Source organism: Sphingomonas bacterium, from assembly GCF_903642285.1.
Lineage (GTDB): Bacteria > Pseudomonadota > Alphaproteobacteria > Sphingomonadales > Sphingomonadaceae > Sphingomonas.
Genome location: NZ_CAHJWJ010000025.1, coordinates 1 through 26,145 on the forward strand (window position 1 = coordinate 1; position 26,145 = coordinate 26,145).

29 protein-coding genes, 1 tRNA gene and 4 pseudogenes are annotated in these 26,145 nt (G+C 67.3%); 12 read left to right on the forward strand and 22 right to left on the reverse strand.

From position 1 onward, the window contains the following. On the forward strand, positions 1 to 738 hold a 738-nt coding region (locus tag HUU99_RS12325; RefSeq protein ID WP_174286883.1), incomplete at its 5' end, for a hypothetical protein. A 49-nt stretch (positions 739 to 787) separates the two neighbouring features. Here HUU99_RS12325 and HUU99_RS12330 read toward each other — a convergent pair. From HUU99_RS12330 to madL, 9 genes and pseudogenes are all read right to left on the reverse strand, one after another. Next, positions 788 to 1,675 carry an SDR family NAD(P)-dependent oxidoreductase gene (locus HUU99_RS12330; protein WP_174286884.1) on the reverse strand — a complete coding sequence of 296 codons (888 nt, stop codon included), beginning with the start codon at positions 1,673 to 1,675 and terminating at the stop codon, positions 788 to 790. Between the two features lie 121 nt (positions 1,676 to 1,796). Beyond that, positions 1,797 to 2,246 carry a LysR substrate-binding domain-containing protein gene (locus tag HUU99_RS12335; protein WP_254603166.1) on the reverse strand — a complete coding sequence of 150 codons (450 nt, stop codon included), beginning with the start codon at positions 2,244 to 2,246 and terminating at the stop codon, positions 1,797 to 1,799. Between the two features lie 100 nt (positions 2,247 to 2,346). Next, positions 2,347 to 2,643, reverse strand: a pseudogene (locus tag HUU99_RS15835) (hypothetical protein); the annotation flags it as partial. Beyond that, positions 2,550 to 3,118, reverse strand: a pseudogene (locus tag HUU99_RS15625) (AMP-binding protein); the annotation flags it as partial. The pseudogenes HUU99_RS15625 and HUU99_RS15835, both read right to left, overlap by 94 nt. Beyond that, complete coding sequence (locus HUU99_RS15635; RefSeq protein WP_254603169.1) at positions 3,112 to 3,288, reverse strand: hypothetical protein; 177 nt, start codon at positions 3,286 to 3,288, stop codon at positions 3,112 to 3,114. The gene HUU99_RS15635 and the pseudogene HUU99_RS15625, both read right to left, overlap by 7 nt. After that, the gene (locus HUU99_RS15840; protein WP_368039961.1) at positions 3,249 to 3,452 is read right to left on the reverse strand and encodes an acetyl-coenzyme A synthetase N-terminal domain-containing protein; all 204 of its coding nucleotides are present in this window, start codon (positions 3,450 to 3,452) and stop codon (positions 3,249 to 3,251) included. The genes HUU99_RS15635 and HUU99_RS15840 overlap by 40 nt, the downstream gene beginning before the upstream one ends. A gap of 9 nt (positions 3,453 to 3,461) precedes the next feature. Continuing rightward, positions 3,462 to 4,163 (reverse strand): GntR family transcriptional regulator, encoded by a 702-nt coding sequence (locus tag HUU99_RS12345; RefSeq protein ID WP_174286885.1) that lies wholly within the window; start codon positions 4,161 to 4,163, stop codon positions 3,462 to 3,464. Positions 4,164 to 4,165: 2 nt separating this feature from the next. Further along, positions 4,166 to 4,930: a malonate transporter subunit MadM gene (madM, locus tag HUU99_RS12350; protein ID WP_174286886.1), complete on the reverse strand. Its 765-nt coding sequence runs from the start codon at positions 4,928 to 4,930 to the stop codon at positions 4,166 to 4,168. A gap of 10 nt (positions 4,931 to 4,940) precedes the next feature. Next, positions 4,941 to 5,390 (reverse strand): malonate transporter subunit MadL, encoded by a 450-nt coding sequence (gene madL, locus HUU99_RS12355; RefSeq protein WP_174286887.1) that lies wholly within the window; start codon positions 5,388 to 5,390, stop codon positions 4,941 to 4,943. Positions 5,391 to 5,557: 167 nt separating this feature from the next. Between madL and mdcA the strand changes: the two genes are divergently transcribed. From mdcA to HUU99_RS12390, 7 genes are read left to right on the forward strand one after another with little or no spacing between them, the layout of a single operon-like run. Further along, a complete protein-coding gene (gene mdcA, locus HUU99_RS12360; RefSeq protein ID WP_174286888.1) occupies positions 5,558 to 7,204 on the forward strand; it encodes a malonate decarboxylase subunit alpha in 1,647 nt (548 codons plus the stop codon). A 12-nt stretch (positions 7,205 to 7,216) separates the two neighbouring features. Further along, on the forward strand, positions 7,217 to 7,534 hold the full coding sequence (gene mdcC, locus HUU99_RS12365; protein WP_174286889.1) for a malonate decarboxylase acyl carrier protein: 318 nt from the start codon (positions 7,217 to 7,219) through the stop codon (positions 7,532 to 7,534). After that, positions 7,531 to 8,433: a biotin-independent malonate decarboxylase subunit beta gene (locus tag HUU99_RS12370; protein WP_174286890.1), complete on the forward strand. Its 903-nt coding sequence runs from the start codon at positions 7,531 to 7,533 to the stop codon at positions 8,431 to 8,433. The genes mdcC and HUU99_RS12370 overlap by 4 nt, the downstream gene beginning before the upstream one ends. Next, positions 8,420 to 9,133, forward strand: a complete 714-nt coding sequence (locus HUU99_RS12375) for a biotin-independent malonate decarboxylase subunit gamma (RefSeq protein ID WP_174286891.1) — start codon at positions 8,420 to 8,422, stop codon at positions 9,131 to 9,133. Before HUU99_RS12370 ends, HUU99_RS12375 begins: the two co-directional genes overlap by 14 nt. Further along, complete coding sequence (mdcG, locus tag HUU99_RS12380) at positions 9,133 to 9,759, forward strand: malonate decarboxylase holo-[acyl-carrier-protein] synthase (protein WP_174286892.1); 627 nt, start codon at positions 9,133 to 9,135, stop codon at positions 9,757 to 9,759. The genes HUU99_RS12375 and mdcG overlap by 1 nt, the downstream gene beginning before the upstream one ends. Then, positions 9,756 to 10,589 (forward strand): triphosphoribosyl-dephospho-CoA synthase, encoded by an 834-nt coding sequence (locus HUU99_RS12385; protein ID WP_174286893.1) that lies wholly within the window; start codon positions 9,756 to 9,758, stop codon positions 10,587 to 10,589. Before mdcG ends, HUU99_RS12385 begins: the two co-directional genes overlap by 4 nt. Further along, on the forward strand, positions 10,586 to 11,506 hold the full coding sequence (locus HUU99_RS12390; RefSeq protein ID WP_174286894.1) for an ACP S-malonyltransferase: 921 nt from the start codon (positions 10,586 to 10,588) through the stop codon (positions 11,504 to 11,506). Before HUU99_RS12385 ends, HUU99_RS12390 begins: the two co-directional genes overlap by 4 nt. A 55-nt stretch (positions 11,507 to 11,561) precedes the next feature. Here the strand turns inward: HUU99_RS12390 and HUU99_RS15640 are convergent. Further along, positions 11,562 to 11,768, reverse strand: a pseudogene (locus HUU99_RS15640) (IS481 family transposase); the annotation flags it as partial. A gap of 496 nt (positions 11,769 to 12,264) precedes the next feature. Between HUU99_RS15640 and HUU99_RS12395 the strand changes: the two are divergent. Next, positions 12,265 to 12,753 (forward strand): annotated as a pseudogene (locus HUU99_RS12395) (aminotransferase class III-fold pyridoxal phosphate-dependent enzyme); the annotation flags it as partial. Positions 12,754 to 12,975: 222 nt separating this feature from the next. Here HUU99_RS12395 and HUU99_RS12400 read toward each other — a convergent pair. Continuing rightward, entirely contained in the window at positions 12,976 to 13,881 is a 906-nt protein-coding gene (locus tag HUU99_RS12400) for a LysR family transcriptional regulator (protein ID WP_174286896.1), read from the reverse strand. Positions 13,882 to 13,971: 90 nt separating this feature from the next. On the opposite strand from HUU99_RS12400, the gene HUU99_RS12405 reads away from it, so the two are divergent. Next, positions 13,972 to 14,844, forward strand: coding sequence for an aldo/keto reductase family oxidoreductase (locus HUU99_RS12405; protein ID WP_174286897.1), 873 nt, complete (start codon positions 13,972 to 13,974; stop codon positions 14,842 to 14,844). 40 nt (positions 14,845 to 14,884) lie between these two features. On the opposite strand, the gene HUU99_RS12410 is transcribed toward HUU99_RS12405, so the two are convergent. The 11 genes from HUU99_RS12410 to HUU99_RS12460 form a co-directional block, all read right to left on the reverse strand. Beyond that, positions 14,885 to 15,736, reverse strand: coding sequence for an HpcH/HpaI aldolase/citrate lyase family protein (locus tag HUU99_RS12410; protein ID WP_174286898.1), 852 nt, complete (start codon positions 15,734 to 15,736; stop codon positions 14,885 to 14,887). Continuing rightward, positions 15,733 to 16,185, reverse strand: coding sequence for a MaoC family dehydratase (locus HUU99_RS12415; RefSeq protein WP_174286899.1), 453 nt, complete (start codon positions 16,183 to 16,185; stop codon positions 15,733 to 15,735). The genes HUU99_RS12410 and HUU99_RS12415 overlap by 4 nt, the downstream gene beginning before the upstream one ends. Next, positions 16,185 to 18,053 (reverse strand): acetyl/propionyl/methylcrotonyl-CoA carboxylase subunit alpha, encoded by a 1,869-nt coding sequence (locus tag HUU99_RS12420; protein WP_174286900.1) that lies wholly within the window; start codon positions 18,051 to 18,053, stop codon positions 16,185 to 16,187. The genes HUU99_RS12415 and HUU99_RS12420 overlap by 1 nt, the downstream gene beginning before the upstream one ends. 4 nt (positions 18,054 to 18,057) lie before the next feature. Next, positions 18,058 to 19,653 (reverse strand): carboxyl transferase domain-containing protein, encoded by a 1,596-nt coding sequence (locus HUU99_RS12425; RefSeq protein WP_174286901.1) that lies wholly within the window; start codon positions 19,651 to 19,653, stop codon positions 18,058 to 18,060. Positions 19,654 to 19,850: 197 nt separating this feature from the next. Continuing rightward, positions 19,851 to 19,926, reverse strand: a tRNA-Phe gene (locus HUU99_RS12430). 30 nt (positions 19,927 to 19,956) lie between these two features. Then, entirely contained in the window at positions 19,957 to 20,130 is a 174-nt protein-coding gene (locus HUU99_RS12435; RefSeq protein ID WP_174286902.1) for a DNA gyrase inhibitor YacG, read from the reverse strand. After that, on the reverse strand, positions 20,127 to 21,071 hold the full coding sequence (locus HUU99_RS12440) for a ribonuclease (protein ID WP_174286903.1): 945 nt from the start codon (positions 21,069 to 21,071) through the stop codon (positions 20,127 to 20,129). Before HUU99_RS12440 ends, HUU99_RS12435 begins: the two co-directional genes overlap by 4 nt. Next, a complete protein-coding gene (locus HUU99_RS12445; RefSeq protein ID WP_174286904.1) occupies positions 21,064 to 21,642 on the reverse strand; it encodes a Maf family protein in 579 nt (192 codons plus the stop codon). The genes HUU99_RS12440 and HUU99_RS12445 overlap by 8 nt, the downstream gene beginning before the upstream one ends. Before the next feature lie 17 nt (positions 21,643 to 21,659). Next, the gene (infA, locus tag HUU99_RS12450) at positions 21,660 to 21,905 is read right to left on the reverse strand and encodes a translation initiation factor IF-1 (RefSeq protein WP_174286905.1); all 246 of its coding nucleotides are present in this window, start codon (positions 21,903 to 21,905) and stop codon (positions 21,660 to 21,662) included. 222 nt (positions 21,906 to 22,127) lie between these two features. Then, positions 22,128 to 22,583, reverse strand: coding sequence for a hypothetical protein (locus tag HUU99_RS12455; protein ID WP_254603171.1), 456 nt, complete (start codon positions 22,581 to 22,583; stop codon positions 22,128 to 22,130). A gap of 75 nt (positions 22,584 to 22,658) precedes the next feature. After that, positions 22,659 to 23,873, reverse strand: coding sequence for a DUF418 domain-containing protein (locus tag HUU99_RS12460; RefSeq protein ID WP_174286906.1), 1,215 nt, complete (start codon positions 23,871 to 23,873; stop codon positions 22,659 to 22,661). 244 nt (positions 23,874 to 24,117) lie between these two features. Between HUU99_RS12460 and HUU99_RS12465 the strand changes: the two genes are divergently transcribed. After that, positions 24,118 to 24,438: a hypothetical protein gene (locus HUU99_RS12465; RefSeq protein ID WP_174286907.1), complete on the forward strand. Its 321-nt coding sequence runs from the start codon at positions 24,118 to 24,120 to the stop codon at positions 24,436 to 24,438. Continuing rightward, the gene (locus HUU99_RS12470) at positions 24,435 to 26,027 is read left to right on the forward strand and encodes a methyl-accepting chemotaxis protein (protein ID WP_174286908.1); all 1,593 of its coding nucleotides are present in this window, start codon (positions 24,435 to 24,437) and stop codon (positions 26,025 to 26,027) included. The genes HUU99_RS12465 and HUU99_RS12470 overlap by 4 nt, the downstream gene beginning before the upstream one ends. Positions 26,028 to 26,145: the final 118 nt, after the last annotated feature.

Sequence of the window (26,145 nt, forward strand, 5' to 3'; positions counted from 1 at the left end):
ACAGGGATGGGGCCAACGAATGGAGCTACCGTTGCGCGTGTCGTCGCCACGCTCGCGCCCAAGAATTCCAAGCTGTTTCTCACGACCACGCACTATCATCCGGAGCACGTAGCCGGCGAGCCCGGCTTTCCGCCGGGCACCATCCTGATCCGCAATGCGGTGCAGCAGCGGGAACTGGATAAGGACGGGCAGGCGATAACCGATGTGTTTCGCAGCATCTCGGAGGAGGACAAGAAGTTGCTCGCGGGTGTCGTACTGCGGGTGCCGGATATAACCTTCGACCAAGAGGTCTCGATCGACCTTGGCGGAGGTGTCAAGGCTCGCCTGCTCTGGTTGGGTGGCGCTCACACCGCCGGTGACGAGTTGACCCTTGTCGAGCCGGATCACACCCTGATTTCAGGCGATGTGGTGCAAAACAAGACGATCCCGTACATTTTCGGCCATGACAGCACGCCTACGGAATGGCTGTCCACGCTGGACAAGGTCGCCAAGCTGAACGTCTCGCACGTGTTGCCGGACCATAGCGCACCGGGCGATGGATCGCTCGTCGGCCTGGAGCGGGAACTGGTTGGCGGAATCCGCACACGAGCGCTGTCCCTCAAGCGCCAAGGAATTTCAGTCGATGCTACTCAAAGAAACATCAACGCCGCCCTGAAGCAGCAGCATCCCGACTGGCCGGAGACTGACGCATCTGAATTCGTCAAAAGCATATACGCCGACCCTGCCGATCCTCGCTAGGAATGCGCCGCCTTGGAAGACGACGGGCGCGTCCAGACCGGATCGCCCCTCACTCAGGCGTCGTATCCTCAGATACGTAAGGCTTGAGAGCGCGGGCGAGCATGGCGTCCAGTACCCTGTCCGGTAACAGCTTCGTGAGGCCAGCGGCGACCGCGGCCTGGCGGCCAACGGTGTAGCGAGCACGAGGCCGCCCGCTGGTGATCGCGTCTGCAATCATCCTGCCGACCTCTTCGGCGGGCACTGCGCCGCCAGCCGCCGCCTGGGCCTGGGCCACCACGGCACGCATGAGCTTGCCATACCGACCAAGCTGCGCGGCGGTCATGTCGCTGAAGACTCGCTCGCCCGTGTCGCCGACGCGCCCGAGCATCGCTGTCGCGACGGCGCCCGGTTCGACGACGACGACTTTAACGCCAAGCGGCGCGACCTCTCGCCGCAAGGAGTCGCTCATCGCTTCCAGCGCGAACTTCGTGGCCGCATAGGGGCCATAGCCGGCCATCGCCATCTTTCCGCCGATGGAGGAGATGTTGACGATGGTTCCGCGGCCCTCGATCAGAGCAGGCAGCAGCGCCTGCACCATGGCGACATGGCCGAACAGGTTGACGTCGAAGAGCCTGCGCCACACCGCGAGCGGCAGCGTCTCGACGGGCGCGTTGATCTGGAGGCCGGCATTGTTGACCAGCGCGCGGAGCGGACGCCGCTCCGGATCGGCGGCGATGCGCTGGGCGAGCGCGGCGACCGCGTGTCCATCCTTGATGTCGAGCATGATCGGCTCGATGTTCGCCGCTCGGATCGCTGCGGCGTCTTCTTCTCGCCGCACACCTGCCAGAACATGGAAGCCACGCTCCGCGAGCGCGCGCGCCGTGGCGGCACCGATGCCGGTCGAAGCACCGGAGACCGCGATGATTTGACCAGAGTTAGCTTTTGCCCGGAGTGTCATTGAGCCAAAATGACTCTCAGGTCCGATCTTGGCAAGCGATGGACGATTTCGCTGGCCGGCGTAAGTAAGGCAGCGGAGCAGGCTGCTGGTCTCGCGCCGGCCGCGGAAACCGTGGCGTGCGTCAGCTCCCGGCATCGCCCGGTTTTTCGATCCTTAGGAAGTCGATGAGGGCGCGGGGCGCCGGGGGCGTTTGCCGGCGGCCGGCGTAGTAGAGGACGAACCCCGGGATGGTCAGGGTGTACTTCTCCAGGACTCGCACGAGGCGGCCTGCCTGAACGTCCACGGCAACGCGGTCCTCCAGAAGGCAGGCCAAGCCCACACCATCGAGCGCCGCCGCCAGGATCAGATCGGTGTCGTTCAGGGTGAGCGGTCCCTCCACCTGCATGTCGAGCGCCTCCCCCTCGCGCATGAACGGCCAGCGGTCGAGCGCGCCGCTCCCGCGCCAGCGGTAGTTGATGCAGGCGTGGTCCTGAAGGTCCTCGGGCCTGACCGGCGCAGCGTGGGAGGCGAAATAGTCGGGTGAGCCGATGATGGCGGTGCGCAGGTCCGACGTGATCCGCACGGCGATCATGTCCCGCTGCGACCGCATCATGCAGCACGAGCGCACTTTCGACGCCGTGATACCAGCGCCACGCCTCGGGGTTGATCGGCTCGCCAACGCTGCCGAGCAGGCGGAGCGAGGCGCGGCTGGTGGCGGTGGCATAGCCATCGCCCTCCTTCATCAGCGCGCGCAGCGCCGTGGGGGCGGTGTAGAGCGTGGCGACCTGGTGGCGATCGACGATTTCCCTGATCCGCGACGCGGTTGGCCAGTTTGGCACACCCCCTCGTACATCACCGTCGTCGCGCCGTTGGCCAGCGGACCGTAGACGATATCGCTGTGCCCCGTGACCCAGCCGACGTCGGCGGCGCACCAATAGACTTCGGGTGCGCGATAGTCGAACACCGTCGCGTGGGTGAGCGATGCCCACCGCAGATAGCCCGCGGTGATGTGCACCACGCCCTTCGGCTTGCCGGTCGACCCGCTGGTATAGAGGATGAACAGCGGGTCTTCCGCCGCCATCGGCTCGGGCTCGCACCGCACGGAGACGGTTGCGGCGACCTCGTCATACCAGACATCGCGCCCCCCCCTGCATCGCGACGGCCGTGCTGGTGGCGCGGACGACGACGACGGTCTTGATCCCGGTGAAGATCCGTGCGGCCTGGTCGACACAGGCTTTGAGCGGGACGGCCTTGCCGCCGCGTCGGCCCTCGTCGCGGTGATGACGATGCTCGACCCGCAATCCTCCATCCGGCCGCGAGCGCGTCGGCGGAGAAACCGCCGAACACGACCGAATGCACCGCCCCGATCCGCGCGCAGGCGAGCAGCGCGAACGCCGCTTCGGGAATCATCGGCATGTAGATGGTGACACGGTCGCCCTTGGCGACACCCCGGCTTTTCAGCACGTTGGCGAAGCGCAGACCTCTTCGTGCAACGCCGCATAGGTGTAGCGCCGCGGCTCCTCGGCGGGGTCGTCGGCGTCCCAGATAAGCGCGATCTGGTCGCCGCGGCTTGCGAGATGACGGTCGATGCAGTTCACCGAGACATTGAGCACGCCATCGTCGAACCAGCGCACGTGGAAATCGTTTCGGCAAACGACCAGTCGCCCGCCTCGGTCGGCGCAGTGATCCACTCGAGCCGCTGCGCCTGCTCGAGCCAGAACCCGTCAGGGTCGGCGAGCGACCGCGCATGCAAGGCGGCGCGGGAGGATGGATTGGTGGTCAGGTCTGCAACGCTCATCAAACGTCTTCAGGGCTTTGCAAAGGGGGCAGGGTTGCCGAGCGCGAGATCCTGCTGCGCGATGTAGCTGTCGAGCGCGCTCGCGGCGTTGAGCATGTGCGCGCGCATCCGGCGGGCGGCTTCGTCGCCATCGCCTTGCGCGATCGCGCGCATCACCGCGTCATGCTCGGCGCGCGAGACCGAGAGCCGGCGGTCCTGGCGCAGCTGCATGCGGCGGAACGCGTTCAGCCGGGTGCGCACCGCCATCGTCTGTTCGGCGAGGAAGTCGTTTTGCGCCGCGCGATAGATCGCTTCGTGAAACTCGCGGTTGAGCGCGTCATAGGCATCGACATCGCCGCTTTCGACCGCGGCCTCGCTGGCTTCGTGAATGCGCAGCAACCGGCTGCGCTCGAGCGGAGTGATGCGGTAGGTCGCGAGGCGGACGCATGTCGCCTCAAGCTCGGCCATCGTCTCGAACATGTCCATCACTTCGTCCGCGGTGACGTGGCGGACGATCACCCCGCGGCGCGGGCGGACTTCGACCATCCCGCTGGTCGCGAGTTGGCGCAGTGCTTCGCGCACGGGGGTGCGCGAGGCACCATAGCGCGCGGCCAGCTGCTGCTCGTCGAGCATGGTGCCGGGCGCGAGCTCACCCGACGAAATCGCGTCGGTCAGCGCGTTGCGAATCCGGTCGGAGAGCAATCCCGTATCGTCGAGGTCGGCGTCAGCCATGCTCAGCCTCCTACGATCGCCCGGACGATCAGGTATAGCAGCGACGGGGCGATCAGACATCCGAGCCCGGTGTGGAAGGTCGCGGTCAGCGCACCGTACGGCACCAGCCGGCGGTCGGTCGCGGCAAGCCCGCCCGACACGCCGCTGACGGTGCCCATCAGGCCGCCGAACACCATTGCGCTGCGCGGGTTGTTGAGCCCGATCAGGCCCGCTACGAGCGGCGTGCCGACCATCACCATCACTGCCTTGAAGACGCCGGTCGCGATCGATAGTGCGATCACCGGCGACGAAGCACCGATCGCCGCGCCCGTCACCGGGCCGACGATATAGGTCACCGCGCCCGCGCCGATCGTCGTCATCGAGACGGCATCGGTATAGCCGAACGCGGCCGCGACGACCGCGCCAACGATGAACGGCAACAGCGTGCCGAGCAGCAACGCGACGATACCGATGAGCCCGGCCTTCTTCGCCTGTACGACGTCGACCTCGCACGCCGTCGCGACGATCGCGAAGTCGCGCAGCATCGCGCCGCCCATCAGGCCGATGCCGGCGAGCATCGGCAGATCCGCGAGCCCCTTGTGACCGCCCGTCGCCAGACCGCCCCAAAAGGCGAGCGCGAGGCCGATCAGAATTGCGATCGCCGAGCCGTGGACGCGGCCCATGGTGAGCTTGGCGGACAGCTGGTTCGACAGCCACATGACGATGCCGATGAACGCAAACGCGGTGACCAGCGCATTGGCGGTGAGGAGCTTGGTGATCACGTCCATGTCTTGGTCCTCAGCGCTGCGGGGCGTGGTCGGGGTGGGGGGCGACCGCCAGCGTGGTATGCTCGGCCTCGCGGGCTTCGCGTGCCTCGATCTCATCCATCGTCTCCGATGTGCCCGACAGCCGACTCATCAATGCGACCGCGCTGAAGCAGACGAGCAGCGCACCGACGCCGGCGATCAAAACGACCGGCCCGCCTTCGACTGCGGCGACGACATCCTGTTGCGCCGCCATCGCGACGACGACCGGAATATAGAGTGCGGCCCAGAAGCCGATCCCGCGCGAGACGCCTTCCTGATACCGGCCACGGCTCTTCAGCCACATCCGTGCGACGATCAGCAGGATCATCGCGATACCAACGCCGCCGACATTGGCCTTCACGCCAAGCAGCATGCCGAGCCATTCGCCGAGCAGCTGGCCGATCAGCGTGCAGATCGCGAGCAGGGCGACGCCGGCGATCATGCCTCGGGATCCGTTGCGAAGCGGGAGGAGGGTAGCGGGACGTCCATCGTAGATCCTCTCAATGTATTCGGTCTGTCGCCTTTTACGCCTTTAAGTATGCACAGACTTGCATTCAGGGCAATAGGGAATACAGAAAACGCAGAGAATGAGCGTCAGGAGGCGATGCGATGCGGCAATGGAATACGCGCAAAACGTTGCGCGAGGAGCGGATCGCGGCCGGCAGCGCCTTCGCCAAGGGCAAGACCATCGATCCTGCGCGACTCGTCGATTTCCTCGAAGCCGTCCTGCGGCCGAGCGACCGCGTTTGCGTCGAGGGCGACAATCAGAAACAGGCCGACGTGCTCGCGCGCGGCCTTGCTGCGGTGGAGCCGGCGCGGATCCATGATCTCCACATGGTGCAGTCGGGCGTCGTGCTGCCCGAACATCTCGACATCTTCGAAAGCGGCATCGCGAAGCGGCTCGATTTTTCCTATTCGGGGCCGCAATCGGCGCGGATCGCGAAGATGCTGTTCGGCGGCAAGATCGAGCTTGGCGCGATCCATACCTATCTCGAACTGTTCGCGCGCTATTTCGTCGACCTGACGCCGCAGGTCGCGTTGATTGCGGCGGTGAGCGCGGATCGCCACGGCAATCTCTATACAGGCCCCAATACCGAGGACACGCCGACCGTGGTCGAGGCGACGAGCTTCGGGAGCGGCCTGGTGATCGCGCAGGTCGGCGAGATCGTCGAGACGCTGCCGCGCGTCGATATCCCCGGCGACCAAGTTCATTTCGTGCTTGACGCCGGGCGGCCCTTCTACGTCGAGCCGCTGTTCACGCGTGACCCCGCCGCGATGACCGAAACGCAGATCCTGACCGCGATGATGGCGATCAAGGGGCTTTACGAACCCTATGGCGTGCGCCGCCTGAATCACGGCATCGGCTTCAACACCGCGGCGATCGAACTGCTGCTGCCGACCTATGGCGAGAAGCTCGGGCTCAAGGGCAAGATTTGCACGCATTGGGCGCTCAACCCGCACCCGACGCTGATCCCCGCGATCGAGGCGGGGTGGGTCGAGCAGGTGCACTGCTTCGGGTCCGAGGTCGGGATGGAGGATTATCTGGCCGCGCGACCCGATATCTTCTTCACCGGCCCCGACGGATCGCTCCGCTCGAACCGCGCCTTCAGCCAGACTGCCGGGCTGTATGCCTGCGACATGTTCATCGGCTCGACGCTACAGATCGACCTGGCGGGGCACAGCTCGACGATTACCGCAAACCGCATCGCGGGCTTTGGCGGCGCGCCCAACATGGGCTCCGACGCGCGCGGCCGACGGCATCCTAGCGCACCGTGGTTGCAGGCCGGCGCGGAGGCAGATCCCGATACTGCGGCACCATTGCGGCGCGGACGGAAACTCGTGGTGCAGATCGGCGAGACGTTCGGAGAGGGCAATGTCCCGCTGTTCGTCGAGAAGCTAGGCGCACTCGAACTGGCGGAGAAACTCGATCTCGATCTGGCGCCGATCATGGTCTATGCCGACGACACCACGCACATCGTGACCGAGGAAGGCATCGCCAACCTGCTCCTGTGCCGCACCGCCGAGGAGCGCGAACAGGCGATCCGCGGCGTCGCAGGGTTCACCGAGATCGGTCGCGGTCGCGACAAGGCGATAGTCGAGCGACTGCGGGCGCGGAAAATCATCCAGGGGCCCGAGGATCTCGGCATCGATCCGCTCGACGCGAACCGCAACATGCTGGCGGCGCGCTCGATCAAGGATCTCATGCTCGCGTCGGGCGGGCTGTACCGGCCGCCGAGCCGGTTCCGGAACTGGTAAGGAGACGATTTCATGGAAATTCTCCATTTCGACATTGCAGCGCCGACGCCGGCGACCGGCACGCGTGCAATGGCTCTGGTCGGCGTCGTCGCCTCGGGCAATCTCGAGGTGCTGCTCGAACGCAGCGAAGTGACCGACCGGTGCGTCATCGAGGTCACCACCGCGGCGCACGGTTTTGGCGATCTGTGGGATGCCGTCACGGCAGATTTCGTCGCGCGGCGTGCCGCGGGCGGGTTGCGGATCGCGATCAACGATGGCGGCGCGCGGCCCGACACGGTTTCGCTCCGCCTGGCGCAGGGCGTTCGGATGATCGAGGAGCCCGAGGCATGAGCAACGTCCGACAAAGCTGGTATGAAGCCGGCGCACGCGAGCGGATTACCGCACTGGTCGACGCTGCGAGCTTTGCCGAGTTCATCGGCCCCGAACGCCGCGAGATCAGCCCGCATCTCGGAATCTTCGATCTGCCTGCGCAGTTCGACGACGGCATCGTCGTCGGCGCCGCGACGATCGACGGCACGCCGGTGCTGGTCGCAGCGCAAGAGGGCCGCTTTATGGGCGGCGCGTTCGGCGAGGTGCATGGCGCGAAGCTGACCGCGCTGCTCCGTGCCGCCAAGGCGTTGCAGCGCGACGTCGTGATCGCGTTCGACACCGGCGGCGTCCGGTTGCAGGAGGCCAATGCTGGCGAGATCGCGATCGCCGAGATCATGCGCGCGGTTGCCGAGGCACGGATGGCCGGGGTTCGCGTCGTCGGGCTGATCGGCGGGCGCGCCGGCTGCTATGGCGGCGGCGGGCTGATCGCGGGGTGCTGTTCGACGCTGATCGTGTCGGAACAGGGGCGCATCAGCGTGAGCGGCCCCGAGGTGATCGAGACCAACAAGGGCGTCGAGGAATTCGATTCGCGTGACCGCGGCTTCGTCTGGCGGACGATGGGGGGCAAGCACCGCACGCTGATCGGCGGCGCGGACGTGTTCGTCGACGACGACGCCACGGCGTTTCGCGACGCTGCGCGCGCTGCCCTCACCCGGCCCGCCGCGCTCGATGCGGCGATGCTTTCGGCTGAACAGGCGCGGCTGGAGAGGCGCATCGCACGGTTCGGCGAGTCTCCCGACGGGATCGATATCTGGCGCGGCCTCGGCATCGCGGATCCGCAGGCGATCCCCGACATGCCCGCCGCCAGCTTCGCAACCCTTGCCGCCCAGTACCGGGAGAGCGCCGATGACGCCCGCTGAGATCCTCGACTCGCTGTTCCCCGCTGGCCACAACGTGACGACGGAAGGGGATTTGCTGTTCGGCCGCGCGACGCCGGGGGACGGTATGGTGCATGTCATCGGTGCCACCGGCGGCGCGCCGATCGGGATCGATCAGGCGATCCGCCTGTCCGCGCTGGTGCTTGAGGTCGCGGGTTCCGGCGACGGCGCGCCGCTCCTGTTCCTGGTCGATACCGCTAGCCAGCGGATGAGCCGGCGCGACGAATTGCTCGGGCTCAGCGAATATCTCGCGCATCTGGCGAAAGCGCTGCTGCTGGTCGAGGCGCAGGGGCACCGCACGATCGGGCTGCTTTACGGTGGCAGCGCGGCGGGCGCGTTCATCGCGACCGCGCTTGCCTGCGGGACGCTCGTGGCGCTTCCCGGCGCGCATCCCGAAGTGATGGACCTGCTGTCGATGGCGCGGGTGACCAAGCTGCCTATCGAACTGCTCGAGGAAAAGGCGAAGGCTACACCGGTGTTCGCGCCGGGGCTCGACAATCTGGTCCGTGTCGGCGGGATTGCCGAAGTATGGGACGCCGGGCGCGGCCTGGGTGACCAACTCACCGTTCTGCTCGCGCATCCGCGGAGCGGGGACGAGCGCGCGACGGTTGGCGCGGCGCGCGGCGGGCGGCCCAAGGCGGCTGCCATCGCCGACGAGATCCTCGCAACCGCGCGAAGCTGATGCAGCTCGACCGGCATCGGATGGTTCGTCTCGACCCGGCCCGCTGGCCGGAGATTCTGGCGTCGCAGTCGGCAGCGCGGGGCATTCCGGACCTCAGCGGCTGGATCGACGCAGGCCGTCCGCTCGTGGCGCGGCGCGCGGCGTGTGGCGATGGGGCTGGGTTGGTCCCGTTGGGACTGCCGCTGCCGCCGTCGCTCGGCAAGCAGCGCCTGGCGTTCGCCGTGGTGCCCGATGCGATCCTCTCGGACGCACCGCCGCCTTCGCTTGCCGATGCGCTGCAGCGCGCGCCGGCGTCCTGGCAGCCCACCATCGCCGCAATCCTTGCGCTTGCGCCCGAGACGCGCTGCTTCGGCAGCCTCGCGTGGGAATATCTGACGGGGTTGCCCTATCTGTCGGCGACGTCGGACCTCGACCTCATATGGCCGGTGGCGGACGCGGCGGGGGCGGCACGGCTGGCATCGCTCGCGCAGATCGATGCGGCGACGCCGATGCGCCTGGATGGCGAGTTCGTCACCGCGACGGGGCTCGCGATCCCGTGGCGCGAATGGGCGTCCGACGCGCCCGAACTGCTGGCAAAGGCCAGAGACGGCAACTGCCTGATCGCGCGAGCGGCGGTGTTCACATGAGCGCGCCCGTCCGCGCGGTGCCGGTTGCGACGAGCGTCGAGATAGGGCGCACCGCTGCCGCCTGCCTCAAGCTTGAGACCGCAACCTATCCCAAGCCCGGTCTGGTCAGCCCGGTCGACAGCGGCGCGCATGACGACATGGATGCGGCGCTGATGGATCGCAGTGCCGAGGCGCTGGCGCCGTTCCTGACCGCTTTGGCGGAGGCGGGTGCCGCAGGGGCAGGCATGGACCGGTTGCGCGCAATCGGCGTTGCCGCGGAAGGCGCGATGATGGCAGCGACCGGCGGGATCAATACGCATCGCGGCGCGATCTTCGGTATGGGCCTGCTCTGCGCCGCCGCCGGGTTCCGCGCGCGCTATGCGGTGCCGCAGACGCTGGGCGGGATCGTCGCGCATCGCTGGGGTACAGAGATTTTGCGCGGTCCGGTCGCGTTGCACAGTCACGGCAGCAAAGTCGCGCGTCGCCATGCGACTGGCGGCGCACGGGCGGAGGCTGCGGCCGGCTTTCCATCGCTGTACGGAATCGCGGGGCCCGCGCTGGTCGATGGACGACGCCTTGCGGTGGGTGACGAGGCGCTGCGCGTCCACGTGTTGATGGCGCTGATCGTCGGGGTGGCCGATACCAACCTGCTGTATCGCGGCGGTGCCGAGGGACTCGCCTTCGCCCAAGCACAGGCGCAGGCATTCCTTGCTGCGGGAAGCGTCGGGGCGGCGGACTGGCGCCCGCGCGCGATCGCGATCCACCACGCGTTTACGGCGCGGCGGTTAAGCCCCGGGGGGTGTGCAGACCTGCTGGCGATGGCGCTGTTCGCCGAGGCGCTCGCGGCATGACGCTTGCCTTGTTGTGCTCGGGGCAGGGGCGGCAGGATCGCGGGATGTTCGACGTGTTCGAGGGCCAGCCGGCCGCGGTGCCGATCCTGGCAGAAGTTGGCGCGTTGCTCGGGCGGGATGTGGGGACGCTCCTGCGTGACGCGTCGGAGGCCGAGCTCCATGCCAATCGCACCAGCCAGATCCTGTGCGTCGCGCGTGCGCTGGTCACAGCGGCTGGTCTCGCACCGCCCAAGCCTTACATCGTTGCCGGATATAGCGTCGGCGAAATGGCCGCATGGGGCGTGGCGGGGGTCTGGACATCCGAGCAGACGCTGCGGCTTACTGCTGCGCGCGCCGAAACGATGGACGCCGCAAGCGGCGCAAACGACGGCCTCGGCTTCGTCCGCGGGCTTACACGTGACCGCGTCGATGTCCTTGTCGCGCGGTTCGAATGCGCAATTGCGATCGTCAACCCGGCGCTCCTCTTCGTCATCGGTGGCGAGCGCGAGCAGGTCGCGCGTTGCTGCGCGGCTGCGCTCGACGAGGGGGCGGTGGCGGCCCGGCCGATCGCGGTGAACATCGCCTCGCACACGCCGCGTCTGTCGGGCGCGGTCGCGCCGTTTCGCGCTGCGCTCGATGCGTCGATGCCTGGACGGCCGCATCCCGGCGTAACGCTGATCAGCGCGGCCGACGCGTCGATCGTGAGTGGTGCGCGCGGCGTGCCCGGCCTTGCCGCGCAGCTCGACACGACGATCGACTGGGCCGCGACGCTCGAAGCGCTGGTCGAACGCGGCGTTCGCCGTGTCCTGGAACTAGGCCCGGGAACCGCGATCGCCGATATGGCGCGGGGGGCATACCCTGTCCTAGACGCCCGAAGCATCGATGAGTTTCGGGCGTTGGACGGGGTTACCGGCTGGATCGAACGGCAGGCGCGCTGAGCAGACGACGGTGCAGCCGTGAAATCTGTTGGGTTCTCTTTGTCTGCGGCCGACATTCAGAGGGTGTGAGACTGCTGAGTGTCTTGAGCCGACGGGCGAAGTTATAAGCGACGATGAAGCCGTCGAGATGCGTCCGTAGCTCGTCGTGGCTTTCGTAATGGAAGCGCGTGGCAGTCGCTTCCTAGATCGTACGGTTGATCCGCCCGACGTGTCCGATGGCCAACAGGTGGTTCGGTTTGGGGAGCGGGTGTTCGATTTCGTTCGCGCCGCATATCATGTCGACGCGCATCTAGCGCGACCGAGTGATGTTCGGGTCGCGCGGCGGGTCAGCGAAATGACGCCATTATTGGTCAGGATTGTGAGGGACGCGATAGGGCACGGCTTTCAGCAGATACTTGAGGAATACCCACGTCGCGCGCCGAGGCTCCGTGCATTATTCGGACACAGATTCACGGTAGCCTGGCATTGGTCTTTTCGGCGGCAACCGTACGGCGATGTGAAGCAGGGTTCTGACCTTCGCAAAGCCGGCCGCGCGTGTAGGCCGGGCGAATGTTCAAGTTAGGGGCACAATTTTAGCAGTCCTGTGCGTCTTCTCAGCGACGATCGCCGCGATCGGCGGCGTCAAGCGGCTCGGGCGGCTGCCTTGGCTATCGTCGCGGCGCTGTCGGCGGCGTTTCATGCGCATTCCGCGGTGGAGGATTTCGCGTGATGCCATCGCCGGTCTGGCACCCGTTCACGCAACACGGCCTTGGCGAGCCGACATCCTGTCCGTGTCCAAAGGCCTGACCGGCGGCGCGGTACCGCTCGCGGTGACGATGGCCACCGAAGCGATCTTCGCCGCGCATTGGTCGACCGACCGCGCCCGGATGTTCTTCCACTCGTCGAGCTACACCGCCAACCCAATCGCGTGCGCGGCCGCGAACGCCGATCTCGCGATCTGGCGCGATGAGCCGGTCATCGAACGCGTGACCGCGCTCGCCGGCAAGCAACGTGAACGGCTGGACACGATCGCCGCACTTCCCCGGGTGCGCAATGCGCGGTCGCCCGGTACCATTACCGCGTTCGAACTCGATGATCCCGCCGGCGATTACCTGTCCGACCTCGGCACGACACTTCGCGCGCGATACGCTGCGAACGATCTGTTGCTACGGCCGCTCGGCAATACGATCTACGTGATGCCACCCTATTGCGTCGACGACGACGACCTCGATCGCATCTATGCCGGTATCGCCGAAACGGCCGAATGAAGCGCGCCGCTGGAGTTCGTCGGGGACGTTCGCCCGCACGCCCGCCGATACCGCGCTCGCGCGTCGTCGAGGCCTGTGCCGACGCGTTCGACGCGACCGCGTCTGCATGCACGACCCACGAGGTCGATCGCGGGCGCGTGACCTACGCCGTGCCGGCGATCTACCGTCGCGCCTCATCGGCGGTTATGCGGAGCGTACGAAGAGCGTCGCTGCACCGTGCGGTCAGCATCGCGCCGATCCGATGTAATCGACGAACGCGCGTAGCGGCGGCGGGACGAGGCGGCGGTCCGAATAGTAGAGAAACGGGCCCGAAAAAGGCTGCCACCATTCCTCCAACAAGGGTTCGAGCGCGCCGCTATCCAGATGCGGGCGTAGCCATCCCTCGAACAGCGTGATGACGCCCATGCCGGCCAATGCCGCATCGACCGCGAGGTCGGTCGCTCCTCCAACCTGAACGATGAGCGGGCCGCGCGGCTCGATCCGGACGATTTCGCCTTCGCGTTCGAATTCCCAGGGGCTGGTGAGCGCACCGCTCGTAAACCGCCCGAGCAGGCAGGCATGGGCGAGCAAATCGCGCGGGTGCGCCGGCCGGCCGCATCGATCGAGATAGGCCGGCGCGGCGGCGGTGGCGGCGCGCTGGACGCGTGGGCCGATCGGCACGGCGATCATGTCCTGCTCGAGCCGATCGTCATACCGGATGCCGGCATCGCACCCGGCCGCGAGCACGTCCACGAAACTGTCGTCCGCAAAGATCTCGACTTCGATGTCGGGATAGGCCGCGAGAAAGCCGGGCAGGATCGTCGGCAGCACGAGCCGCGCGGCGCTCACCGGGACATTCAAGCTGAGCTTTCCGGCCGGTCTGTCGCGAAAGCCGTTCACGACGGCAAGTGCGGCCTCAACCTCGCCCAGCGCCGGGGTCAGGCGATCGATCAACCGCGCACCGGCCTCGGTCGGGGTGACGCTTCGCGTCGTGCGGTGGAGGAGGCGAATGCCGAGCCGCGTCTCCAGCCGTCGCACGGCATCGCTCATCGTCGAGGCGGTCGTATTCGTCGTCCTCGCCGCCTCGCGGAAGCCGCGTGCCGTCGCGACGGCGAGGAAGGCGGTCAGATCGCCGAGGTCCGTCTTCATTGTTCGCCTGTCCGTACAGCCCGTTCGGATCATGCCGGATTATCGCGGAGCCTGCCAAGGCCTACCTGTCCGTACGAGAAGGAGACCGACATGCAGACGATCGATCAGGCCGGGACGTTCACGCTCGGCGACCGGATGGTGAAGCGGCTGGGCTATGGGGCGATGCAACTGGCGGGGCCTGGCGTGTTCGGACCGCCGCGCGATCACGACGCGGCGCTTGCGGTGCTTCGCGCGGCGCTGGCGGCGGGTGTCGATCACATCGACACCAGCGATTTCTACGGACCGCACGTCACGAACCGGCTGATCCGCGAGGCGTTGTCGCCATATCCCGACGACCTCGTCATCGTGACCAAGATCGGCGCGCGACGTGGCGCGGACGGATCGTGGCTGGTGGCGGACAGTGCGGAGGATTTGCGGAACGCGGTGCACGACAATCTCGCGAACCTCGAACTCGAGGCGCTCGATGTCGTCAACATGCGGGTCATGCTCGCGCCGCACGGCCGCGCGGAAGGATCGATCGCGAGACACGTCGAAACCCTCGCGCAATTGCAGCGGGACGGTCTGGTCCGCCATATCGGATTAAGCAACGTGACCGCTGCCCAGGTCGTGGAGAGCCGCGGCATTGCCGACATCGTCTGCGTGCAGAACCAGTATAATATCGCCCATCGCGACGACGATGATCTCGTCGACATGCTCGCGGAAGCGGGCATCGCCTATGTCCCGTTCTTTCCGCTCGGGGGGTTCAGTCCATTGCAGTCGGAGACGCTGTCGAACGTCGCGGATCATATGGGCGCGACGCCGATGCAGGTCGCGCTTGCCTGGCTATTGCAGCGCTCGCCCAACATCCTGCTGATTCCGGGCACATCGTCGGTTGCGCATCTGGACGAGAATTGCGCCGCGGCGTCGCTCACGCTGTCGGACGAAGCCGTGGCTTCGTTGAATGGCATCGGCAGCGCCGGTTGACCAGGCAACCGGCGCTGGCTCGCCGGTTCGGATTTCGGCGTCAGCCCGGGTCGGCCAATCCAACGAGATGTCGTGCCTGTTTCAGGTGCGGAGCGTCGATCATCACGCCATCGAGTTGAATTGCGCCGACGCCGGGCGATGCCTCGAACGCCGCGATCACGCGGCGTGCATGGGTCAAAGCGGCCTCCGACGGGCTGAATGCCCGGTTGATGACCGATACCTGCGCCGGATGGATCGCCATCATGCCGGTGTAGCCGTCGCGGGCGGCCCGTGCGGCATATGCGGTGAGCCCTTCGAGGTCGCGGAACGCCGGGAACACGGTTTCGATCGCGGCGACTCCGGCGGCATGCGCTGCGAACAGGGTAAGCGAGCGGACGAGTTCATAGGGAGCGGTGTAGCGACCGTCCGCATCCCGGCTCGTCGCGGCACCGATCGCGGCGGGCAGATCTTCCGCGCCCCATGTCAGTCCTGCGAGCGAGGATGCAACCTCGGCGAAACTTCCGAGGGCGAATATAGCGCGCGGCGTCTCGGTCGCGATCGGCAGGATCGGCACGCCGCCGAGTCCGACCGCCGCCAGCCGTGCGACGAGCATATGGACGCTCGCCGCGCCTTCGGCTTTGGGAAGCACGATGGCGTCGGGCCGCGTGTCGGCGAGCGCGGCGATATCGGCGTCGCACAGGTCGCCCTCGAGCGGGTTGATGCGCACGAAGCGGGGCGGGCCGTCCCAGCTGCCGGTAAGGCAGCCGCCAATCGCTTCCCGCGCAAACGCCTTGCGATCGACGGCGACCGAATCCTCCAGATCGAGAATCAGCGTGTCGGCACCCGCCGCGGCGGCCTTCGCGAACCGCTCCGGCCGGTCACCGGGCACGAACAGCAGCGATCGCAGTCTCATCCCGGCCGCCGGTGCAGCAACGCCGAGCGCAGGCAGGTACAAACGATCTCGTCGCGCTGGTTGAGAAGCTGGTGGCGAAAGGTGGCGATCCCGGCGGTCGGGCGCGAGCGACTGTCTTTCAATTCCGTCACCTCGGTTTCCGCACGCATCGTGTCGCCGATGAACACGGGCTTCGGCATCACCAGTTTGTCGTAGCCCAGATTGGCGACGAGCGTGCCGAGCGTCGTATCGCCGACCGACAGCCCCACCATCAGCGCGAAGGTAAAGGTGCCGTTGACGAGGATCCGACCGAACTCGCTCGCCTTCGCCGCTTCCACGTCCAGATGCAGCGGCTGCGGATTGTGCGTCATCGTCGAGAACAGCAGATTGTCCGTTTCGGTGACGGTACGGCGGATCTCATGGACGATCCGGTCGCCGATCCCCCACTCGTCGAACCAGCGGCCCGCCATCAATCCCCCTTCGCGACGCGGATCAGCGTCGTACCTTCGCTGACTTGCGCACCCTCTATGGCTTTCACCTCCGCGACGATGCCGTCGAACGGCGCGACGAGACCCTGCTCCATCTTCATCGCCTCGAGCACCAGCAGCCGCTGACCTTTTGCGACCCTGTCGCCGGTCGCGACTGCGATCGAGACAATACGCCCGGGCATCGGCGCCATGACCGCGCCGTCGGACGGGGCATCGTCGCCTGCGACATCCGCGGCGCGGGGGCGGGCGAACGACCACGCCTCGCCGTCGAGGAACAGCACCTCGCTACCATCCTTTACCGCGACGACGGTAGCAAGCGGGGCGACGCCGCGGTCGACGAGATAGGTTTGCCCGGCGACGGCGACCGCGACCCGCAGGTCGGGGGCGGCATTGCTGCGAAATCCGACAAGGCTCGTCCACGGATCGCCGGTCACGGGCGGCAGGATCGCCTGCGCGGCGACCTGCAGCACCGCGGGCGATGGTTCCGACGCCGGCACCAGCGTTCCGGCATGACGCGCGATAAAGCCGGTATCGACGTGCCCTGCGATGAAATCGGGGTGGCCGGCGGCCCGGGAGAGGAAGGCGGCGTTCGTCCGGACCGGCCAGACTTGGGTCGCGGCGGCGGCCCGCGCCAGCTTTGCGGCGGCACCGGGGCGGGTCGGGGCGTGGACGATCAGCTTGGCGATCATCGGATCGTAGAAGGGCGTCACCTCGCCGCCCTCCTCGACACCGCTGTCGATCCGGATATCGGTCGGGAAGCGCAGCCGGTCGAGCGGGCCGGTCGACGGCAGGAAGCCGATCGTCGGGTTCTCGGCATATAGCCGCGCCTCCATCGCCCAGCCTTGGATGGCGAGTTCGTCCTGCCGCTTCGGCAACGCCTCGCCCGACGCCACGCGCAATTGCCATTCGACCAGGTCGATCCCGGTGATCGCCTCCGTCACCGGATGCTCGACCTGGAGCCGCGTGTTCATCTCCATGAACCAGATGCGGTCGGCGCGGAGGCCATCGCTTGCATCCGCGATGAACTCGATCGTGCCCGCGCCGACATAATCGACCGCCTTGGCCGCCTTCACCGCGGCCTCGCAGATCGCCGCTCGCGTGGCCGCGTCCATTCCAGGCGCGGGGGCTTCCTCGATCACCTTCTGGTGGCGGCGCTGCAACGAGCAGTCGCGCTCGAACACGTGGACGACATTGCCGTGAGTGTCGCCGAACACCTGCACCTCGATATGGCGCGGGCCGAGAATGTATTTCTCGATCAGGACACGGTCGTCGCCGAACGACGCCGCCGCCTCGCGCCGACACGAGACGAGCGCCTCGGCAAAGTCGGCCGCCGCATCGACGCGGCGCATGCCCTTGCCGCCACCGCCCGCGACCGCCTTGATCAGCACCGGATAGCCGATCCGGTCGGCCTCCGCCTGCAGATGCGCCGGGTCCTGATCGTCCCCGATATAGCCGGGCGTGACGGGGACGCCCGCCGCGATCATCAGCGTCTTGGCCGCATCCTTCAGCCCCATCGCCCGGATGGATGCGGGCGGAGCGCCTACCCAGACCAATCCCTGCGCGCGCACGGCTTCGGCGAAGTCCACATTTTCGGACAGAAAGCCATAGCCGGGGTGGATGGCATCAGCCCCGGTGGACTTGGCCGCATCCAGGATCTTCGCGTGCACCAGATAGCTTTCGCGCGCCGGGGACGGACCGATGTGCACCGCTTCGTCCGCCTGGGCGACGTGCCGGGCGTTCGCATCGGCATCGGAATAGACCGCGATGGTACGGATACCCATCGCCCGTGCCGTGCGGATGATCCGGCAGGCGATCTCGCCGCGATTGGCGATGAGGAGCGACGCTATCACCGAGTCACATCCGGAACACGCCGAACGTCGCGCGTTCGGGGATGGGGGCGTTCAGCGTGGCGGAGAAGGCGAGACCCAGGACGTCGCGGGTCTGCGCGGGATCGATGATGCCGTCGTCCCACATCCGCGCGGTCGCGTAGAACGGATTGCCTTCATCTTCATATTTTCGGCGGATCGGTGCCTTGAACGCCTCCGCCTCTTGCGGCGTCCAGCTTTCCGCGTCGCGGTGCACCGTCGCCAATACGGCCGCGGCCTGCTCGCCGCCCATCACGCTGATCCGGGCATTGGGCCAGCTGAACAGGAACCGCGGCGAATAGGCGCGTCCGCACATGCCGTAATTGCCCGCGCCGAAGCTGCCGCCGATCAGCACCGTGATCTTGGGCACGCTCGCGGTCGCGACCGCGGTCACGAGCTTCGCACCGTTCTTCGCGATCCCCTCCGCCTCATATTTTCCGCCGACCATGAAGCCGGAAATGTTCTGGAGGAACAGCAGCGGAATGCGGCGCTGGCAGGCGAGTTCGATGAAATGCGCGCCCTTCAGGGCGCTTTCTGAAAACAGCACGCCGTTATTGGCGAGAATCGCGACCGGCATCCCCCAGATATGCGCAAAACCGCAGACCAGGGTCGTGCCGTAGAGTGGCTTGAATTCGTGAAAGTCGGACCCGTCGACGATCCGGGCGATGACGTCATGCACGTCATAGGGCGCACGCACGTCCTGCGGCACGATACCGTACAGTTCGTCGGCCGGGAATGCCGGCGGGCGCGGTTCGCGGATGTCGATATCGACCGACTTCGGCCGGTTCAGCGTCGCCACGATATCGCGGACGATCAGCAACGCGTGTTCGTCGTTCTCGGCGACATGATCGACGACGCCCGATTTGCGCCCGTGCGTGTCCGCCCCGCCCAGTTCCTCGGCTGAGATGACCTCGCCCGTCGCCGCCTTCACCAGCGGCGGACCGGCGAGAAAGATCGTGCCCTGACCGCGCACGATCACGGTTTCGTCCGACATCGCCGGGACATAGGCACCGCCCGCGGTGCAACTGCCCATCACGCACGCGATCTGAGGAATACCCGCTGCCGACATCTGCGCCTGGTTGAAGAAGATGCGCCCGAAATGGTCGCGATCGGGGAAGACCTCGGCCTGGTGCGGCAGGTTCGCGCCGCCGCTGTCGACCAGATAGAGGCACGGCAGCCGGTTCTCCTGCGCGATCTCCTGCACACGGAGATGCTTCTTCACCGTCATCGGGAAATACGCCCCGCCCTTCACGGTCGCGTCGTTGGCGAGGATCATGCACTCGCGGCCGTTCACGCGCCCGACGCCGGCGATCATCCCGGCCCCGGGCGCGCCATCGCCGTACATGCCGTTCGCGGCGAGCTGACCGATTTCGAGGAACGGCGAACCCGGATCGAGCAGACGGTGGACGCGGTCGCGCGGCAACAGCTTGCCACGCGCGACATGACGCTCGCGGTGGGCCACCGAGCCGCCGAGCGAAGCCGTCGCCACTTTTTCACGCAAGTCCTCGGCGAGCGCGCGGTGATGCGCGGCATTGGCCCGGTACTGGGTATTTTCGGCGTCGACCGGCGTCGTCGATCGGCTCACGCTACGATCGCTTGCCGTATGTTTCGGACCGAGCCGTAGCGCGTATCGATGCCGTCAATCCCCTCACGCACGCAGACACCTTATGATCGTCGATACCTTGCAAGCGACGGCTTGCAATGAACCAGCGAGGCCGCTTCGTCCAGCATCGCATCGGAACACCGCGGGGATAGGTCCGAGCCGGCAGGAAGCGGGCAGGATGGTGCCCGGGGACGGATTCGAACCGCCGACACTGCGATTTTCAGTCGCATGCTCTACCAACTGAGCTACCCGGGCGTGCCGCTTGGCGCAGCGAGAGCGCGGGCTTTAGTCGTCGTCCGATCCGCTGTCCAGCCCGTCCGCGGTCGCGGGACGACCCGGCAAACGATAGCCTTCGCCGAGCCATTGCAGCAGGTCGCGGTCGCGACACCCACGCGAACAGAACGGCGTTTTGTCCGGTGCGGATGGCTTGCCGCAGATCGGGCATGGCGGGGCGGTCATACGGGCTCCATCTGGTGGAGGACGCCGGTGCGGCGTGCAAGTTCCGCGGTCCAGGCCAGTTCGCCGCCGATGCGGGCGACGATTGCGCTCGGCAGGCGGTGGTGCGGGTGGCTGCCGGGGGGGCTGCGTTCGATGCGCCGAAGCGCGGCGCGCGCGGCGGCACCGACGGGGTCGGCGCGCAGCAATTCGGGCAGCGACGGCCGCGGTCGCGGTCGGACGATCTGCAGGAAGCCGAACCCGTTGACCGCCGTCCGTTCGAACGGCAGCGGCAGCGCGACGTCGATCGCCGCGGCGACCGCCTGGCGTGGTGCCTTGCCGGCGAGCGTCGGGAAGTCGATGCCGATCGATCCGCCGATCCCGTGGCGGACGATGGCGCTGGCAACGGCTCTCGCCGCGGCGATGGCGAGCGGCTCCAGCGCGCCGCTGCCGTCCACGTCGAACAGCGTCATCGCCGGGGTCGGGATCATCCGCAGCATGCCGCCGGGAAAGGCGATATCGCCGGTGATCGCTTCGTTCAATGTCTCGGACCAGCCGGCCGCCTCCAGCGCGTCGGCATCGTGCGGGTAGAGCCGTCTGACCGGAATACCGGTGGCCTCGATCCGGATGCGCAGATCGGGGCCGGGGCGGGGGCCGTCATCGGTCACCATGCCGCGGGGCGGTTTCACGCGACCGGGTTCGATCAACGATTCCCGGACGATTCGGACCGATAGCGCGGCACCCTGCGACGTGCCGGGCGGTGCAGCGACCAGATCGACTTCGCTACCGTCCGGCAGCACAGCATGCGCCGACCGGCCGGCGCGCCGCTCACCGAGCCGGGCGGCTACGACGGTGCCGACCGTCAGCGTGCCGTCACGCTCGATCGCCGCCTCGACGATCATGCCGCTATCGATCAGCGCGGCGCGCGCTTCGCCGATCCCGGCCTCGTAGAGCCATTCAGGCAAGCGTCAGCCCAGCCGTCTTCAGCAAAGCGCGCGTCTCCATCAGCGGCAGGCCGACGACGCCCGAATGGCTGCCCGACAAGAAGCGGACGAACGCTTCCGCCCGGCTCTGGATCGCATAGCCGCCCGCCTTGCCTTGCCATTCCGTGCCGTCCAGATACGCTTCGATCTCGGCGGCGGGCAGCGGGCGGAACGCGACGATGGTGTCGGACAGCCGGTGGCGGACGACGCCGTCGCGGTCGACGACCACGACCGCGCTGAGGCAATGATGCCTACGGCCGGACAGCAATGCGAGCATCGCCCGCGCTTCCGCCCGGTCGGCCGGCTTGCCGAGGATACGACGCCCGACGGCGATAACCGTGTCGCCGGCCAGCACGATCTCGTCCGGCGATCGTTCGACCGCCGCCGCCTTGTCGAGCGCCACCCGCAGGACATAGATGCGGGGCAATTCGCCCTTCAGCGGCGCTTCGTCGATATCCGGGACGGCGATCCGGGCCGGAACCACCCCCAGTCGGCCGAGCAGCTCGAACCGGCGCGGCGAGGAGGATGCGAGAACCAGCGCCGGCGCCAACACCGGATCGCGATCCGCGGTCAGGACGGGCCGGGACCGCCGCGGCCCGGCATGAACCGGTACGTGATCCGGCCCTTGGTCAGGTCATAGGGGGTCATCTCGACCAGCACCTCGTCGCCGACGAGCACGCGGATACGGTTCTTGCGCATCTTGCCGGCGGTATGGCCAAGCACTTCATGTTCGTTTTCGAGACGGACGCGGAACATGGCGTTGGGCAAAAGCTCCACCACCTGGCCGCGCATCTCGAGCAGTTCTTCCTTGGCCAAACAAAACCTCTTTACGATCGGATTAGCGGCGCGCCTTAGCGGGAAACCCCGTCAAAGGAAAGGCGAGTGGTTTTCCGCTCCCCCTCCCGTAAACGGGCAAGGAGAATAGTCCCTCCTTACGATAACCGTGTCTGTTTGACGCCCCCGGGCTGCGCACGGCGGAAGGCGGCGCGGCCGATATTGGGGATTCTCGGCGCTTGCCGGCGAACAGTTCGGCGAGCGTCAGGACCTGCAATCGCGGGAAACCCTCGTCGATGCCGTCGCGGTACAGCCCGGCGGCGGCGGCGCGGCGGCGCATCTCGCGGGTCGGTTCGGCCAGCTCAGCAGGGATGCCGATCGGTGCGCCTCCGCCATCATGGCCAGACACGCCATCATGTCGTTGTCGCCCAGGAAGCCGCGCATCGCGTTCGGCAGGTCGAACGCGCGGATATTGCCGCTGCGCCGAGCTTGGTCGAAGGCGTCCTCCGCGCTTTCGTTCCAGTGCCAGGTATCCTCGAACACCTCGATCTGCGCGTTCGAGGCGCGGCCGTCGGGCTCCCTGAACAGGATGCCGTAATTGGCGTTCGAGTCGAACGGCGGGTCGAGATAGATCAGATCGACGCTCTCGTCGGGGATCTTGCGGCGAAGCACGGTCAGGTTGTCGCCGTAGAAGAGGTGGTTGCCGGGTCGGTTGCGCATATGCACGACAATGGCCCGAAACGGGCGGCGAGGCAGGGCAACAAGCTCCGTCTCGGCGGCGGTCGGCCGACACGATCACCGCTGCCACGGTTGCACCTCCAGCCGCGCGATCGTCCGCCAGCCCCATTCGAGCGGCCCGAACCGGTAACGCGCGAGCCAGGGACGCGACCAGGCCAGCATGACCGCCCATACCGGCAATACGAACAGATACAGCGTCGCACGGGGCAGCGCGCCGAACAGTCCCAACCCCCAGCCGTCGAACACGAACGTCATCAGGATCGTCGTGCCGAGATAATTGGTGAACGCCGCTCGCCCCGCCGCCGCGATCCGCGTCGTCAGCCACCCCGCCGGCCGCATCGTCAGCATCAGCAGCGCGGCATAGCCGGTGAAGGTCAGCGGCCGGAGAACGGTCGCCGCGCCGACCGAACCGAGCACGATCCAGCGCTGGTCGAACCCGTGGACGATGGACGCGAACGCCAGCAGCATGTCGATCGGCAACGTGGCACCGATGGCGACGAGCGCGATCCAGGCATAGCGCCCGCGCGACCATCGGCCGGTCAGGAACCCCGATTTCAGCCCCGCCATGCCGATCAGCATATAGCCGAGCGTCTCCGCGCCGACGAGCGGCAGCAGCGCGAACGGACTGGTCGCATGCGCCCATCGCCACACGATCCCGGGGCCGATCCCGCCGCGCATCGCCGCGACCTCGCCGAGCAGATCGGCGCGCGGCGGCTGGCCGAAGACGGATGCGATCAAGGTCCAGGTCTCGACCTTGGCCGGCGTGTTGCGCGCCGCGGCGGCGAAGGCGGCGAGCGTCGTCTCCGCCCCGATGACTGCCTGCACCGCGACGAACAGGAACGCCAGCCAGACGAGCGGCCGCACCGGCAGCGCGACGAAGACGAAGGCGATGGCACCGACCAGCGCATAATGGCTGAGGATATCGCCCCACCAGATGAGATACAGATGCGCGCAGCCGATCGCGAACAGGGTCGCCATCCGCGCATAATGGATGCCCGCCGGCGAATCCCCGGCGGCACGCGCGCGGTCGACGACGAGCAGCATCGACGCGCCGAACAGCATCGAGAACAGCCCGCGCATCTTGCCCTCGACCAGCACATAGGTCGCAAACCACGCGAACCGATCCCACCCCGCCGACCCGCCCCATGCCAGCGGCGAGAAATAGGCCGCCTCGGGCAAGCCGAAGGCGGGCAGGTTGGCGACGAGAATCCCCATGACCGCGACACCGCGGATGACATCGAGCGAATCGATTCGGGGGGCGGGGGGCGTCATCGCGGGGGTGAATCGTCGGCGACGATTGCAGTTCTTGCATTCGGAAGTGGACGAAGTGGACGCCACGTCACGCCCGGAATCGCCTCGCATGGATCGAATTCAGGTCGGGAAGCGGAGCGCACGGGGATCGGCGTCGTCGGCATGATCGGGGAGTGACACGGAAAGTCCAACATTGCGAGGGGGGCATTCGCCGTTCCGCCGACGTCCCAACGTCGTGTTAACGATCCGGCCCTATGGGCATTCCATGCGATTTTGCGCGAGCCTGTTGCCGATCGCCCTGCAGGGGCTGGCCGCGATCGCGGCGATCGTCGGCATGTCGCTTTGGCCGCCCGCATCCGGTCGGATGCTGATGGTGCCGCTCACGGATGCCGGCGGTACCCTCGTCGCCCGAACGGCGCTGTCGGGCGGCGCGCTGCTGCTCGGGTCGGGTCCGTTCCACGGATCACTGGTCGTCATCGGCGATCGATCGCGTATTCTCGGCGCGATCGCGTCCTGGGATATCGTCGTCACCGCCGCGCCGCCGGCCGGTTGCGGGTCCGCCGATCCGACGGGTATCGCGGCGTGAAGCCGTTCGCGCGATCGTCGGACGGGGTGGCGACGCTATCGAACGCGCCGGCCTTGAGCCCGCTCGATCTTCTTCGCCGCCGCGGTGTCCGGATCTGGGCCGCGATCGGATGGCTGTCGCTCCTGTTCCTGCTGGTCGGCAACACCGTGGTCGGTGCCAGGATGGGCGTGCCGTTGTTCGTCATCGGCTGCATCGTCAATATCGGGCCGACCATAGTTGCGCTTCGCGGGCGCCATGATGCCGAAGCGCGCGCGATGGTGGGGCTGCCGGCTGCCATGATCCCGGCAATGCTCGTCTTTCTGCTGAAGGGGCATCCCTGGCAGATGGATGCGCATATGTATTTCTTCGTCGGCATGGCAGCGCTCGTCATGCTGGCCGACTGGCGGCCGATCGCGCTGGCGACGGTGTTGACCGCGGTCCATCATCTCTCGTTCGAATGGCTGGCACCGTCCTGGGTGTTTGCCGGCAGCGGCAATATGGGCCGCGTGCTGTTCCATGTCGTCGCAGTGGCGTTCCAGTTCGCCGCGCTGACGGTGTTGACGGTTCATCTCGAACGGCTGTTCGTCGCGCAGGCGGCGGCGCTTCGCCATGCGCAGGACATGACGGGGGTCGCCGAGGAGGGGCGGCGGCAGACGATGCTGGCGCTCGATCAGGCGCGCGCGGCCGAGGCCGACGCCGCGCGCCACCGCAGCGAGCGCGACGCGCAGACCGCACGCGTCGCGGTCGAGCGGCGCGGCGAGCTGATGATCCTGGCGAACGAGTTCGAACGATCGGTGACGACGATGGTCAAACGCATCGGCGAGGCGACCAAACGGCTGGAACAGTCGGCGGTGGAGCTGGAGGACGTTACCAACGGTGCCACGCGCGAAGCGGACGGCGTCGCCTCGGGCGCGAGCGGTGCGGCATCCGACGTGGCGCGGATGGCGTCGTCCATCCGCGATCTCTCGCTGTCGATCCGGACGATCGCGACCGCCGCCGACCAGCAGTCCGCGCTGACCGACAAGGCGGGGGAGGAGGCCCGGGGCAGCGTCGTCGCGGTAGCGATGCTGGAGGAACATGCCGTCCAGATCGAGGGGTTCCTGGACGACATCCGCGCCATCGCGACCAAGACCAACCTGCTGGCGCTGAACGCCACGATCGAGGCGGTGCGCGCCGGCGACGCCGGACGCGGCTTCGCCGTGGTGGCGGGCGAGGTGAAATCGCTGTCGTCCGAGACCAAATCGGCGAGCGACCGGATCAGCACGCTGATCGCGGGCATCCGCAAGGGCGTCGCCGACACCGGCGAGAAACTGCGCGTCGTCAACGGCGCGATCGGCCAGGTATCGGCCGCGGCATCCGGCATCGTCGTCGCGATCGGCGAACAGCGGTCGACTGCCAAAGACGTCGATGCGGGCGCGAACCGGGTGGTCGGCACCGCGACCGATGTCGAAGCGCGGATCGGCAGCGTAGCGCGGGCGGCGGGCACGGCGTCCTCGCTGTCGGTGGCGGTCCGCAGCAGCGCGACCGACCTGGCGGTGAGTGCGCGCGATCTTCGGTCGTCGACCGACCTGTTCGTGTCGTTCCTGAAGGGGGACGAGATCGCGGCTTAGGAAACCTTCGGGGTTCCCGCGTGGGTAATTACTTGTCTGACAACCCTTCCGCGTGTTGAATAACGGCCGCTTACGCCCAGCCGTTGTCGATCAAGAGTAACGCCGTGCGCGCCAAAAG